A 13,229-nucleotide genomic window follows, 5' to 3' on the forward strand; every position below is an offset into this window, starting at 1 on the left:
CGGACGCAATTACGCCAAGGCGAAATTGATACAGAGGAGGAAGAGTAGATGGCAGAGGTTCGTAATTGTCCAAAGTGTAATGAATTTTTTAATTATATAGGTGTCAGAGAAGTATGTCATAAATGTGCTCAATCTGAAGAAGAGCTCTATCAAATCGTTTATCGCTTTTTACGTAAACGTGAGAACCGTGCTGCAACAGTGGAACGTATAGTAGAGGCAACTGGAGCAGAGGAAGAGCTATTATATAAATGGGTGCGCAAAGGTCGTTTACAGCCTGCAATGTTTCCTAACCTAGGCTACCCATGTGATAATTGTGGTCACCTCACAACAAAAGGTAAGCTTTGTTCGAAATGTCAGGATGAACTGAAGTCAGAGCTTCGAACGTTTGAGGCCGCTAAGGAGTTCCGTGATAGTGTAGAAAAGCGTGATCGTGTCACATATCATTCTGAACGAAAACGATAAAGATGGAAAGTGTGTTAATTTTAAACAAAATTAGCACACTTTTTTTATGTTTGAAAACTTAACATTATGCAAGACAATCCGAAATAATAGGAAGATAAGCTTTTTAGATAGGAGGGGAAAAAATGAAAATTACATCTTATGGCATCAATGCAGTAAACGCCTATAAAAATCAAGTCCGCAATGTAAAATCAGGCGATAATAAGGCATCCTTTGCGGATAAAATCGAAATTTCAAAGGCTGCACAAAATATGCAAGGTATTTCAACATACAGTACTGAGCGTGCTGAACGCGTTCAGCAATTAAAGGAAGATATTGCTTCAGGCGAATATAAAGTCAATGCTCGTCAGGTTGCAGAAGATATGTTGAAATACTATCGTTTCTAGGGAATAACGGAAAGGGTGTTTAGCAATATGTCGATAGAAGCGATTTGCTCTACATTAACAAAGCTAGAAAGAATGCATAAAAGCTTGCTAGAACTAGCTAATAAAAAAACGGAAATCATTACAGTTGGCGATATCGAAGCACTGGATCAAATGCTCAAGGACGAGCAAGCCCATGTAGCGGCAATCGATAAGCTCGAGCAACAGCGTCAGAAACAGGTAACGGACTACCTTGGAGCAAAAGGACTTGCTACCACTGACAAAACAACTGTCGCAGATGTCATCGATGCAGCTGAACAACAGACTGAAAAAGACACACTAACAGCAGTTCGCAATCGTTTATTGCACATCATCAATGACTTAAAAAAGCAAAATGATCTCAATCAAAAATTAGTATTTCAATCATTACAAATTGTGAATCTTACATTAGATGGTGTCCGCCCCCCTCGTCCAGAGCAATTTAACTACTCAGGTAATGAAGTACGAGGCACAAATACAATGGGCAAAAAATCATACTTTGATTCGCAAGCATAAATCTTCTAGATAATAAAGGTTACTAAAAGGAGGAAAAGAAATGCGCTCAACATTTATGGGCTTAGAGGCAAGTAAACGTGGTTTATTTACACAGCAAACAGCTTTATATACGACTGGACATAATATTTCTAACGCCAACACATTAGGATACTCTCGCCAGCGAGTAAATATGCAAGCTACTCCAGGTTTTCCAACTGCGGGCTTAAATCAGCCAATCTATCCAGGACATCTTGGAACTGGTGTAGAAGCGGGTTCGATTCAACGTATTCGTAGTGAATTTATTGATCGCCAATATCGTCAAGAAACAAATAAATTTGGCTATTGGGAATCAAGAACAAAGGCCATTTCTCAAATGGAGGATATTATTAACGAACCTTCTGAATTTGGATTAGACAAGGCCTTTGAGCAGTTTTGGAAAGGGCTTCAGGATGTTGGTAACAAGCCGGCAGATGCAGCAGCACGTCAAGTAGCTATCGGTCGTGCAAAACATTTAGCAGAGTCCTTCAACACCATTGATACACAATTAAAAACAATTCAGGGTAACCTTGGGAAAGAACTAGATGTCTCTACAACACAAATTAATACTATTCTAAAGCAAATTGCAGCCGTTAACAAACAAATTCAAGAAGTAGAGCCGAATGGGCATGTACCAAATGATTTATATGATGTCCGTGATGTATTAGTAGATAAATTAAATGAGTACATACCTGTCTCAATTGAACGAGTTCCTTCGGGTGGTCTCGCTTCTGAGGTTGCTGAAGGTAGCTTGAAAATAACGTTTAAAGGTACTGATGGTGTTGTTAGAAATTTAGTAGATGGAAAAGATTTTGCACAGTTTACGGCGATGGGAACTAAAGGAAGTAAAGTTACTGGCGACGACATTACCAATGTATTTTCTGAATTACAATTAACTGATATTGAATCGTTAGAGGATCATGAAGCGGGAACTGTCACTAGCTCCCAAGCAGCAATTGGACAACAGGATTTTGAAGCTTCAAAAGGAAAATTACTATCCCTTATAAATTCCTATGGTTACCAAAGTACTAGTGGTATAAAGGGGTACTACCCTGAAACATTAGAAAAACTGGATCAGTTAGCGAATGCCTTTATTGAAGAATTTAATAAACTGCATGCAAATGGCTATACATTAGAGCAAAAAGATTCTAATGGGGTTGTAACTACTCCTTCCACTAATGGGGGACTTTTCTTTTTGGGTGCAGGTACAGGTGCGGGTGGAATTAAATTTAATGAAGCCATTGAAAAAGATCCAAACCTTTTAGCTGCCTCCTCTGGGGTTACTCAAGAAGGTGATGGTAAACATGCCTATGAGCTTGCGAATATGCAACATAAATTGTATGCCTCAATTGGAAATGCAACAATGCAATCATTTTATAAAGGGATTGTTGGGAAAATTGGTGTAGACGGTGAAGAAGCTCTACGTTTAGCAGCTACTTCAGAATCCCAACGTTTAACTGTATCAAATAGTCGAGATGCTGTTAGCTCTGTTTCGTTAGATGAAGAAATGACCAATATGATTACCTTCCAGCAAGCGTATAATGCCAATGCACGTATGATTACTGTTGTTGATGAAACATTAGATAAAATTATTAATGGTATGGGTCGAGTAGGACTATAAGAATAAATAATTTATGGAGAATGACTCTCCGGCTAACAAGAAGGGAGTTTTTATAAAAATGCGCGTAACGCAATCAATGCTTTCAAATAATATGTTACTTAATTTAAATAGAAGCTATGGCAAAATGTCAAAGCTTCAGGATCAAATTAATTCAGGCTCTAAAATTACCCGCCCATCAGATGACCCAGTGGTAGCCGTAAATGGAATGGGGTATCGTCGAGATTTAGCAAAGGTTGAGCAGTACACACGTAACATGATAACAGCAAGTAATTGGTTAGACTCATCTGACGAATCTCTCAATCAGGTTGGCGAGCAAATGAAGCGTGTTCGAGAGTTAGTTATTCAAGCGGCAAATGATACAAACACACCAGAAGAACGAGAAAAAATCAAAATGGAAATTGATCAAATTCGCCAGCAGATTCAGGATGTAGGAAATACAAATATTGGCGGAAGCTACCTATTTAGTGGGACAAATACAAATCAGCCCTTGTTTACGCCTGTGGCTGGTGGGAACGGAAAAGAAATTAACCCGGCCCTTAATGCACCAAATGAAGCTGTTAATATAGAAATTTATGATGGCATTCAAATTCAAGTGAATACTCCTGGTAAAGATTTATTTAAAAGCATAGATGATATGATGGGGAAAATTTCTAGTTTATTAGGGGATCCAAGTAAAACGGGTCAAGAGATTGGAGATATGCTTGGTGGTATATCATCATCAAGTACTAATGATGATATTACTGCTTTGCATAATAAAGTTTTGGAAGCGCAGGCTGATGTAGGCGCCCGACAAAATCGTATTGAGATGATGGAGAACCGCCTAGGTATCCGTGAGGTCAGTGTGACAAAGCAACTTAGAGATACTGAGTCTGTTGATTACTCTAAAGCCATAACAGAAATGGTGACTAATGAATCTATTCACCAGGCTGCCTTATCCGTAGGTGCAAAAATTATTCAGCAAACCCTAGTAGATTTTATAAGATAGAATCTACTAGGGGTTCTGCCCCGAAAGCGAAGCGACAGGGGCAACTCTATTATGAACAACAAGGGCGTTTGGACAATTTTGTTCAGACGCTTTTCTTGAAAGGAGAGATGTAGATGAGACTCCCTCAAATTCAAATTCATACAACAGATGCAAAATTAAATCTTCATATAGCAAAACCTCAACAATATATTAAGCAACCTAAAGCAACTCAACATATTGAACAGCCTGCCGCTATTTTAGAAATCAATACAACAAGAGGAGTTTTAAGGATTGACTCTTCTCAGGCAAGACGTGATTTAGGAATGATAGGTCCAATTGAAGCAACCAAAAATGCTGCTGAGGAGGGAAGTCAGGCAGCCTTAAGTGGTGCAGCAAGACGTGCACGGGAAGGCAGACAAATGATGCTGTCAGCAGGAAAAGGGCAAGGTCGCTCTACGATACAAAATATAGCCAAGCAAAATCATGGTCCACATCGAGTACAGTTTAATATTAAATTTGTTCCATCGGTAGGTTCAGTGAAAATCGACTATACACCAGGTACAACGGATGTCAATATTCAACGTAGAGAGCCTATAATTGACGCTAAGGTGAACAAACCAATACATGAATACACACCAGGAAAAGTAACTGGTACAATGGTACAAAGACCAGATGTTGACATTGACGTCATCATTTAAAGGAGCGTATAAATAATGAAAATTACCACAAAGTTTTTAGGTGAAATTGAAATTTCAGAACAAGATATTTTAAAGTTTGAACATGGTCTACTTGGATTAGAGGATGAAAAAAAATTTGTATTGCTACCGCTTGATGCAGATCTCCCTTTAGCAATGCTACAGTCCATTAATAATGCAGAAATTGGTTTCGTGGTGGCCTTCCCATTTGCTTTTAAAAAAGATTATAGCTTTGATATTAGCGAAGAGGATCGTGAGCAGCTGCAAATTGAAAAACAAGAGGATGTCCTTACATACGCAATTGTTACAATGAAGGAATCATTACAGGATTCTACCATTAATTTATTAGCTCCTGTCATCATCAATATTGGAGCAAAGTGTGGAAAGCAAATTGTCCTTCAAGATAATAAATCCTATCCTCTACGCTATCCGTTGCAAGCATTGGAAGGAAGTGCGAAATAATGCTAGTCCTTTCACGTAAAAAAGATGAGTCCATCATGATTGGCGACCAAATTGAAATAAAAATATTAGCTATCGAGGGTGAACAAATTAAAATTGGAATTGTCGCACCTAAAACAGTTAAAGTACACCGTTCAGAGGTTTTTGAGGCTATACAAGCCCAGAACAAGGAAGCACTCTCCATGTCTTCAGGTTTCCTAGAGCAATTAAAGAAAAAATAATATATGCAATTTCAGTAGTTTAAATATTTTACATAAAAAAATAAAAAATCTTTCTAAAAAACTATTAAACATTTCCAATTCAATACGATATATAGATTGTAAGGTGCAGGGAGTACATAACTGCCTAATCCGAATTCCACACGGATGTGGAATAACAAAAACAATTATTCAAGGAGGAATTCCAAATGAGAATTCAACACAACATTTCAGCTTTAAACACACACCGTAACCTTACTTTCAACAACGCTCAAGCTTCTAAAAACCTTGAGAAATTATCTTCAGGTTACAAAATCAACCGCGCTGGTGACGATGCTGCTGGTTTAGCAATCTCTGAAAAAATGCGTGGACAAATCCGTGGTCTTGACATGGCGACTAAAAACGCTCAAGACTCAGTTTCATTAATTCAAACTGCTGAGGGTGCACTTAACGAAACACACGCAATTCTACAACGTATGCGTGAATTAGCTGTACAATCTTCAAACGATACAAACGTATCTGGCGACCGTGCTGCATTACAATTAGAAATTGAATCTTTGTCAAAAGAAATTACACGTATTTCTACTGATACAGAATTCAATACACAAAAATTATTAAATGGTAAATTCGGTGCCGCAATTACTTCTGCATCACAAGCTGCTACTAATCCAGGTGGTAAAGTTTTCCATATTGGTGCTAACGAAGGACAAAACATTAAGCTTTCAATCATGAACATGGCTGCTTCTTCACTTGGTGTATCTGTTGGTACAGCAACTGAGGCTGCATCAGTTGCTTCTGGAAATTTAGGAACAAATGCTGCGAAAATTAACATTACAACTCAATCAGCAGCTAACCGTTCTATCACTACAATTGATGCTGCATTGAAAAAAGTATCAGAAACACGTGCTTCACTAGGTGCGGTTCAAAACCGTTTAGAGCACACTATCAACAACTTAGGTGCAACTTCTGAAAACTTATCAGCAGCAGAATCACGTATCCGTGATACTGATATGGCTAAAGAGATGATGGGCTTCACGAAGAACAACATCTTAATGCAAGCTGCACAATCTATGCTAGCGCAAGCTAACCAACAACCACAAGGCGTACTTCAATTATTAGGTTAATATTGAGACGTTAGGTAAAATATGAAGTCTAGAGTTCTATAAGAACTCTAGACTTTTATTTTTTTCAAAACTTCATTTTGAAAAAAAAATGTCGATATATAAATTTGAGGTGACTATAATGCCTAATATACAAATGGAACAAACTAAATCAGGGCTAACAACACTTAAGATTAACAATTATTATATACATAGTAAGTACGACCCAGTACAAGAAGCTAAACGATTTGTTGATAATAACTTTAAAGAAAAATATGTAACTATTTTATTTGGTTATGGACTGGGCTATATAGAAAAAGCTTATAGAGAAAAACTAAGCTCTGATAAGCAAAATTATATTTTAGTGTTTGATCCCATAAAAGAAAAATTAATTGATAATGTTGATTTTGGAGATAGTAAAGTTTTTAATGATACTACGAATCTTGAGGATTATATTTGGAAGAATTTTAAAAATGAAATATCAAAATTTGTTGTAGTTTCTACTCCTAATTATGATAAATTATTCCCGAATGAATATATTAAATTAATGAAAAAGATAAAAGATTATCAAAATAATCAAATTGTTGATTTCGCAACGATAATTAAACTTTCCTTACCTTGGGAGGAGAATTACTCCAAAAATCGATTTTATATGGCGACTGACCCAAGTTTAGAACATTTAGAAAATCGATTTACCTGTCCAATTGTTATAGCATCAGGTGGACCTTCATTAAATAAGCAATTGCCTTTATTAAAAAAATTTAGACAAAAAATCATTTTAATAGCATCAGGATCAACTGCAAGAGCATTAGTATTAAATGATATAGTACCAGATTTTGTTGTCTCTATTGATCCAAAAATAGAGAATTTAAGGCATTACAATGATGTAGATTTTCAAAATGCAACTTTAATTTATACACCTCAAAATCTATATACTGTACGAGGAATGTTTAAAAATGCTTTTGTTTTTTTACCTTCATATGATGAATCACTTTATTATTATTATATAAACTTATTAAATAAATCATATCCCCTTTTAGGGTATGGGGGTTCTTGTGCTAATTATGCTTTTGTGGTGGCGCATTATATATCCAATGGACCCATTGCCTTTATTGGGCAAGACTTAGCTTATACTGATGGTCAAACTCATGCAGATGGGAATAAAGCAAAATGGAATTTAACTGAGGATATTATCAAACAGCGAGGCCTATTTTATGTTGATGGTTATATGGGAGAGCAAGTTCTTACTTCAAAAGTATTTTATAGTATGAAAAATAGTTTTGAATCTATGAATAAACAATTAGCAATTAATGCACCTGTGTTTAACTGTACAGAAGGTGGTCTGAAAATAGAGGGATTTAATCAAATTTCTTTTAAACAATTTTGTGAAAATTATTGTGAAGATAATATAACTCATACCAACATTGAGACGAATGGTGAAAATAATAAAAAGCAACATCATCTGTTACTAGAGAAAATGCAAAAAGAAAGAAGAATTTGTAAAGAAATTATTATTCTTTGTAATGATGGAATAAGACTATTAGAACTTTCTGAAGGTCAAATAGCCCTTAGTCAAAATACTTTACAAAAACTTAATCATATTGATGAAAAATTACAAAAAGCTTTGAAAAAGGTTAATTTGAATAAAATATTAGAACCTATAGCATTACGTGTTCAAAATCTATTTGATTCAGATACAGAAGAAACAGATCAGCAAACTTTTAAAAGAATTGTGGATCAGAATCGAGCTTTTTATAAACAGATAGTAGTTGCTGTTGAAAAATCATTAGAATTCAATACAGAATTAATAGAAATGATAGAATTATCACTTAAGGAGGAATAGGTAGATGGATAGTAAGATTATCGAAGTTATTGAAAGTTATAATAAATATTTAGAGGGTCTACCTAAAGGATGTATAGCGATTGCAGAACAAATCCGAAAAAATGACATTCCTCAAGCTTTACAAAGTATTTTACACTTTAGTGAAGGCGCTTCATGGCTTACAACTGCTTCAGATTTATTAAGCAAAAATAATATTTTAGTTAGGTTTGAAGTTGAAAGGGTACATGAATTTTTAGAAGAAGTAAATAATGGTCTATCTATTCAAGATTATGTATTAGTAGCTGATATGTTTGAATATGAAATTGCTCCATTTTTTGAGGAAACCCCTTATATTGTTGGTGTTCAATCGTAATGAAATGGGAGGTTGAAAAAGCGAAAAACCAGAAATTAACCCTTAAAATAAATGATTATTATGTTTACAGTAAATATCGTCCATATGAAGATGCAGAGAAGTTTATTAATAGCAATACAAATACAGAATCTGAATATTTTGTATTGCTAGGGTTAGGATTAGGTTATCATTTGGCTGCGCTAAAGAAATTAGTACCATCAAATAAAATATCTGTTCTATTACTAGATAAAAATGAACAGGAATTTTATTTAAAATATTGCGATAGAAGTTTAATTAATGATATAAAACTAATTACTATAACAGAGATTCCAAATATTGAAAAGCATGAAAATATACAGTTTTTAGTTCCAATTAGTATAATTAATAGTTTAGACTCTACCCATGAACTAAAGGAAATATTTGATGAAGTAAAGTTAAAAGAAATGAGTTATCGTTTAGTTGCAGATCGAATGAGAGACAATTTTATTCATAATATTTCTTTGAATAATCTATTTATCAAGAATTTAAAGGGATTATTTACAGGACAAACAGCATGTCTTGTTTCCTCTGGTCCGTCGATAGATGAAATGATGCCATATTTAAAACAGAATCAAAATAAAGTTTTTATTTTATCTGTAAGTTCGGCAGTTCGTATTTTAGAGAAGTATAATATTCAGCCACATGCTACTGTTTTATCTGATGCCAAGGAACGGGTTCAATTACAATTTAAAGAATTATCCTATCAAGGTCCTCTTTTCTATTTGGCCACAGCTTGTAAAGAGGTATTAGCAAACTATATAGGAAAAAAATATATACTATTTCAAAAAGGATATGATCGTTCAGAGCAATATGCAGCTCAGTTGGAAGAACCTACGTTTGATGTAGGAGGCTCGGTAGCAATATTAGGTTTTCTACTATTAGAGTATTTAGGTTTTGAAAGAATTGTTTTATGTGGGCAGGATTTAGGATTCAGACAAGGGAAAACTCACTCAATTCATACTACATCTGGGATGCATATAAGCGATTATTATAAATATGGAGAAGTAGAAGCAAACAATGGTGAGAAAATTAATATCTCAAAAAGCTTAAAAATATACCATAATTGGTTTGAAAATAAAATTAAAAAATCGAATATAGAAGTTTATAACACAGCATATTTGGGAGCAAAAATAAAAGGCGCTCCCTATATTGATTTAAAGAAATTTAATCAGCTAATTTTAGAGAATGATTCAGAAATACTACAAAAGAAATTAGGGGTGTTTGAAACATGAAGCCTTTTATAAAAATAGGTAATCGTCTTATTGGAGATAATTATCCTCCATTGGTCATTGCTGAAATAGGTATAAATCATGAAGGTTCACTTGAAGTTGCTAAACAAATGGTTGATGCAGCATATGGAGCAGGGGCTGAAATAATCAAACATCAAACACATGTTGTAGAAGATGAAATGAGTGAAGTGGCAAAAGGGGTAATACCCGGAAATACGGATGTTTCGATTTATCAAGTAATGGAACGATGTGCATTATCAGAAGAAGAAGAAATACAGTTGAAAGTTTATGTAGAAACAAAAGGGATGATTTTTATCAGTACCCCATTCTCACGGGCTGCTGCAGATCGGCTACAACGTATGGGTGTTGAGGCTTATAAAATAGGGTCAGGAGAATGCAATAACTATCCATTAATAGAGCACATTGCGAAATTTGGAAAACCGATGATTGTATCCACTGGAATGAATGATATTGAAAGTATTCGAAAAACAGTAAGTATATTAGAAAATTATAATATTCAATATGCATTGCTTCATTGTACAAATGTTTACCCTACTCCATCTCATTTAGTGCGTCTAGGTGGTATGCAAGAACTTCAAAAAGAATTCCCGAATGCAATAATCGGTTTGTCTGACCATACAATTAATAACAATGCATGCTTGGCAGCTACGGCTTTAGGGGCTTCAATTTTAGAAAGACATTTCACCGATTCCATGGATCGTCCAGGTCCTGATATTGTTTGTTCAATGGATCCTCAAGCATTATCAGAGCTTATCCAAGGTACAAATGAAATTGTACAAATGCGTGGTGGAAAAAAGGAAGCCGCTAAAGAGGAACAAGTGACAATTGATTTTGCGTTCGCCACTGTTGTAGCAATAAAAGATATAAGAGAAGGCGAGAAATTATCAATGGAGAACATTTGGGTAAAACGGCCTGGTACAGGGGAAATCCATGCAGAGCACTTTAACTCATTATTAGGTAAGATGGTTAAAAAATCAATTAAGAAAGATACTCAACTGAAATTTAGTGACATTATTCAGTAAGGATAGATATAAATGGAAAAAAGGAAAATTGTTTTTTTAACAGGAACTCGAGCGGATTATGGAAAAATTAAATCATTAATGAAACGGATTATACAAGACAAGGAATTTGAGCTTTATTTGTTTGTAACTGGTATGCACATGCTTTCCCGTTATGGCTCAACTTGGCGGGAAATCGAAAAAGATGGCTTTAAAAACGTTTACCACTTTATTAATCAGAGCAAAAACACCCCAATGGATTTAGCATTAAGCAATACAATTGGTGGTTTAAGTAATTATATATCTGAAATAGAGCCTGATTTAATAGTAGTACACGGAGATCGTTTAGAAGCTTTGGCGGGGGCAATTGTTGGCGCATTTAATAATATTCGAGTAGCACATATTGAAGGTGGAGAAATTTCTGGAACAATTGATGAATCAATTCGTCACGCAGTAACAAAGTTTGCTCACCTGCACTTAGTAAGTAATGAAGAATCAAAAAAAAGGATAATTCAATTAGGTGAAAAAACAGATCATATTTTTATTATAGGTTCTCCAGATATTGACATTATGCATTCCAAGAGTTTACCTACAATTAAGGAAGCTAAAAAAAGATACGATATCCCCTTTGAACACTATGGGATCGTGATGTATCATCCTGTAACAACTGAGATTGATAAATTGTCTAAGAATATTGAAGCCTTTACAAATGCATTAATTGAATCAAACCGAAATTATATTGTTATTTACCCAAATAATGATTTAGGTAGCGATACCATTATTAACCAATATGAATTATTAGCGAATAATGATAAATTTGTCATTTATCCTTCTATTCGATTTGAATATTTTTTAACATTGATGAAATATGCTGATTTTATGATAGGAAATTCCAGTGCAGGCATCCGAGAGTCAATTGTTTACGGTACACCCGCGATAGATGTTGGAAATAGACAAAGTGGTAGATATATAAAGGATGAAAATCCATTAATTTTTCATGCTGCTGAATGTACGGACAAGTTATTACATGCAATTAACAAAATTCCACAACATAAAGTCTATGTAAATTCACAATTTGGTAATGGCGACAGTGCTAAAAAATTTATGGAAATAATTAAGCAGTCAACAATTTGGAATGTAGATATTCAAAAGAAATTTTCTGATCTATAAAGGGGCTAGATATATGATTCAGGAGAAGAAAGTATTAGCAATTATACCAGCTCGTGGTGGAAGTAAAGGAATCCCTAAAAAAAACATTATAAAAGTTGGAGGTAAACCACTTATACAATTTACGATTGAAGCAGCAAAAGCTTCTAAATATATTGATGAGATACATATTTCTACTGATGATGTCGAGATAGCTTCAATTGTGAACAGATTGGGTTTACATATTAATCGATTACGCCCAAAACACTTGGCACAAGATAACAGTAAAACGATAGACGTTATGATTGATGTTCTAGACTATTACAATAAACAAAATATAAGGTTTGATATTGTTGTTTTATTACAACCAACTCAGCCTTTAAGAAAGTCATTCCATATTGATGAAGCAATAGAGAAATATTTAGAATTCAACGAAGAAAGTGTTGTAAGTGTAAGTTTAGTAAATGAACATCCAATTTTAATGCGCAAAATAAATGAGTTTGGAACATTACTTCCTTTACTGAATGAAACAAGTACCATTCGTAGACAGGATTTTACGCCATTTTATATTGTAAATGGAGCAGTTTATATCAATAAAGTAAATGAATTAACTTCAAACACTAGTTTAAATGATAATTTACGACCTTATATTATGGATAGACGTTATCATGTCGATATAGATACATATAATGATTTAAAAATGTTTGAATTACTTTTAGATGAAGAAGGCGAACAATAAATGAAACTGTTAGTAGTCGGTATTGATGCTTTAATGCCAGATATTTTATTTGAAAATATAAATGAATATCCAACTCTAAAAAAACTTGTTGGAACAGGTGCTGCTGGTAATTATGATGGGTATGTTTATGGTTATGGATCACATGATAACTGGGTATCAATGTATACAGGATTATCTCCTGAAGAAAATCAAATTGTTTCCGGGAAATTTCAACCAGAAAATCGCTTACCACGTTTATACGATTACTCACACAGAGAAACAATATGGAGAGTTTTAAATGATCATGGATACAAAGTAGGGATGTGGAAGGGGCTAGTAACCGCTCCACCAGAGGCTATAAATGGTTATATGGTCAGTGGAGAATTACCGTTTGATGATTATTATAACGATCCAGAGATTGCTTTGGAAGGGCATATTCATCTTTTTCAACAAGCATATGCCCTTCCAAAGCAATCT

16 protein-coding genes are annotated in these 13,229 nt (G+C 34.5%); all 16 read left to right on the plus strand.

Annotated elements, in window-relative coordinates; translation table 11 throughout:
* Positions 1–48: 48 nt before the first annotated feature.
* On the plus strand, positions 49–462 hold the full coding sequence (locus B2R82_RS12030) for a TIGR03826 family flagellar region protein (protein ID WP_283870813.1): 414 nt from the start codon (positions 49–51) through the stop codon (positions 460–462).
* 122 nt (positions 463–584) lie between these two features.
* Complete coding sequence (gene flgM / locus B2R82_RS12035; RefSeq protein ID WP_283870814.1) at positions 585–845, plus strand: flagellar biosynthesis anti-sigma factor FlgM; 261 nt, start codon at positions 585–587, stop codon at positions 843–845.
* Between the two features lie 27 nt (positions 846–872).
* Positions 873–1,376: a flagellar protein FlgN gene (locus B2R82_RS12040; RefSeq protein ID WP_283870815.1), complete on the plus strand. Its 504-nt coding sequence runs from the start codon at positions 873–875 to the stop codon at positions 1,374–1,376.
* Positions 1,377–1,416: 40 nt separating this feature from the next.
* On the plus strand, positions 1,417–3,012 hold the full coding sequence (gene flgK, locus B2R82_RS12045; protein WP_286925088.1) for a flagellar hook-associated protein FlgK: 1,596 nt from the start codon (positions 1,417–1,419) through the stop codon (positions 3,010–3,012).
* Positions 3,013–3,070: 58 nt separating this feature from the next.
* Positions 3,071–3,997, plus strand: coding sequence for a flagellar hook-associated protein FlgL (gene flgL, locus B2R82_RS12050; protein ID WP_283870817.1), 927 nt, complete (start codon positions 3,071–3,073; stop codon positions 3,995–3,997).
* A gap of 113 nt (positions 3,998–4,110) precedes the next feature.
* Complete coding sequence (locus tag B2R82_RS12055) at positions 4,111–4,674, plus strand: DUF6470 family protein (protein WP_054770178.1); 564 nt, start codon at positions 4,111–4,113, stop codon at positions 4,672–4,674.
* A 15-nt stretch (positions 4,675–4,689) separates the two neighbouring features.
* Positions 4,690–5,133 (plus strand): flagellar assembly protein FliW, encoded by a 444-nt coding sequence (gene fliW, locus B2R82_RS12060; protein WP_283870818.1) that lies wholly within the window; start codon positions 4,690–4,692, stop codon positions 5,131–5,133.
* The gene (gene csrA, locus B2R82_RS12065) at positions 5,133–5,351 is read left to right on the plus strand and encodes a carbon storage regulator CsrA (protein WP_283870819.1); all 219 of its coding nucleotides are present in this window, start codon (positions 5,133–5,135) and stop codon (positions 5,349–5,351) included. The genes fliW and csrA overlap by 1 nt, the downstream gene beginning before the upstream one ends.
* A gap of 185 nt (positions 5,352–5,536) precedes the next feature.
* The gene (gene hag / locus B2R82_RS12070) at positions 5,537–6,451 is read left to right on the plus strand and encodes a flagellin Hag (protein ID WP_286925089.1); all 915 of its coding nucleotides are present in this window, start codon (positions 5,537–5,539) and stop codon (positions 6,449–6,451) included.
* A gap of 118 nt (positions 6,452–6,569) precedes the next feature.
* Positions 6,570–8,270, plus strand: coding sequence for a motility associated factor glycosyltransferase family protein (locus B2R82_RS12075; protein WP_286925090.1), 1,701 nt, complete (start codon positions 6,570–6,572; stop codon positions 8,268–8,270).
* A 4-nt stretch (positions 8,271–8,274) separates the two neighbouring features.
* Positions 8,275–8,622: a hypothetical protein gene (locus B2R82_RS12080; RefSeq protein WP_283870822.1), complete on the plus strand. Its 348-nt coding sequence runs from the start codon at positions 8,275–8,277 to the stop codon at positions 8,620–8,622.
* Positions 8,622–9,872, plus strand: a complete 1,251-nt coding sequence (locus B2R82_RS12085) for a motility associated factor glycosyltransferase family protein (protein ID WP_286925091.1) — start codon at positions 8,622–8,624, stop codon at positions 9,870–9,872. Before B2R82_RS12080 ends, B2R82_RS12085 begins: the two co-directional genes overlap by 1 nt.
* Entirely contained in the window at positions 9,869–10,912 is a 1,044-nt protein-coding gene (locus tag B2R82_RS12090) for an N-acetylneuraminate synthase family protein (RefSeq protein WP_286925092.1), read from the plus strand. Before B2R82_RS12085 ends, B2R82_RS12090 begins: the two co-directional genes overlap by 4 nt.
* 12 nt (positions 10,913–10,924) lie before the next feature.
* Positions 10,925–12,058: a UDP-N-acetylglucosamine 2-epimerase gene (gene neuC / locus B2R82_RS12095; RefSeq protein ID WP_286925093.1), complete on the plus strand. Its 1,134-nt coding sequence runs from the start codon at positions 10,925–10,927 to the stop codon at positions 12,056–12,058.
* A 13-nt stretch (positions 12,059–12,071) separates the two neighbouring features.
* A complete protein-coding gene (locus tag B2R82_RS12100; RefSeq protein ID WP_286925094.1) occupies positions 12,072–12,773 on the plus strand; it encodes a cytidylyltransferase domain-containing protein in 702 nt (233 codons plus the stop codon).
* Positions 12,774–13,229: alkaline phosphatase family protein (locus tag B2R82_RS12105; RefSeq protein WP_286925095.1), on the plus strand; the 456-nt coding region annotated here is incomplete at its 3' end.

Origin of the sequence: Lysinibacillus sp. UBA6686, assembly GCF_002455205.1 — a bacterium.
Classification (GTDB): Bacteria; Bacillota; Bacilli; order Bacillales_A; family Planococcaceae; genus Lysinibacillus; species Lysinibacillus pakistanensis.

Excerpts from the sequence above, each read along its gene's own strand:
- B2R82_RS12030 (WP_283870813.1), top strand. The coding sequence starts at position 49 with ATGGCAGAGGTTCGTAATTGTCCAAAGTGTAATGAATTTTTTAATTAT.
- flgM (WP_283870814.1), top strand. The coding sequence starts at position 585 with ATGAAAATTACATCTTATGGCATCAATGCAGTAAACGCCTATAAAAAT.
- B2R82_RS12040 (WP_283870815.1), top strand. The coding sequence starts at position 873 with ATGTCGATAGAAGCGATTTGCTCTACATTAACAAAGCTAGAAAGAATG.
- flgK (WP_286925088.1), top strand. The coding sequence starts at position 1,417 with ATGCGCTCAACATTTATGGGCTTAGAGGCAAGTAAACGTGGTTTATTT.
- flgL (WP_283870817.1), top strand. The coding sequence starts at position 3,071 with ATGCGCGTAACGCAATCAATGCTTTCAAATAATATGTTACTTAATTTA.
- B2R82_RS12055 (WP_054770178.1), top strand. The coding sequence starts at position 4,111 with ATGAGACTCCCTCAAATTCAAATTCATACAACAGATGCAAAATTAAAT.
- fliW (WP_283870818.1), top strand. The coding sequence starts at position 4,690 with ATGAAAATTACCACAAAGTTTTTAGGTGAAATTGAAATTTCAGAACAA.
- csrA (WP_283870819.1), top strand. The coding sequence starts at position 5,133 with ATGCTAGTCCTTTCACGTAAAAAAGATGAGTCCATCATGATTGGCGAC.
- hag (WP_286925089.1), top strand. The coding sequence starts at position 5,537 with ATGAGAATTCAACACAACATTTCAGCTTTAAACACACACCGTAACCTT.
- B2R82_RS12075 (WP_286925090.1), top strand. The coding sequence starts at position 6,570 with ATGCCTAATATACAAATGGAACAAACTAAATCAGGGCTAACAACACTT.
- B2R82_RS12080 (WP_283870822.1), top strand. The coding sequence starts at position 8,275 with ATGGATAGTAAGATTATCGAAGTTATTGAAAGTTATAATAAATATTTA.
- B2R82_RS12085 (WP_286925091.1), top strand. The coding sequence starts at position 8,622 with ATGAAATGGGAGGTTGAAAAAGCGAAAAACCAGAAATTAACCCTTAAA.
- B2R82_RS12090 (WP_286925092.1), top strand. The coding sequence starts at position 9,869 with ATGAAGCCTTTTATAAAAATAGGTAATCGTCTTATTGGAGATAATTAT.
- neuC (WP_286925093.1), top strand. The coding sequence starts at position 10,925 with ATGGAAAAAAGGAAAATTGTTTTTTTAACAGGAACTCGAGCGGATTAT.
- B2R82_RS12100 (WP_286925094.1), top strand. The coding sequence starts at position 12,072 with ATGATTCAGGAGAAGAAAGTATTAGCAATTATACCAGCTCGTGGTGGA.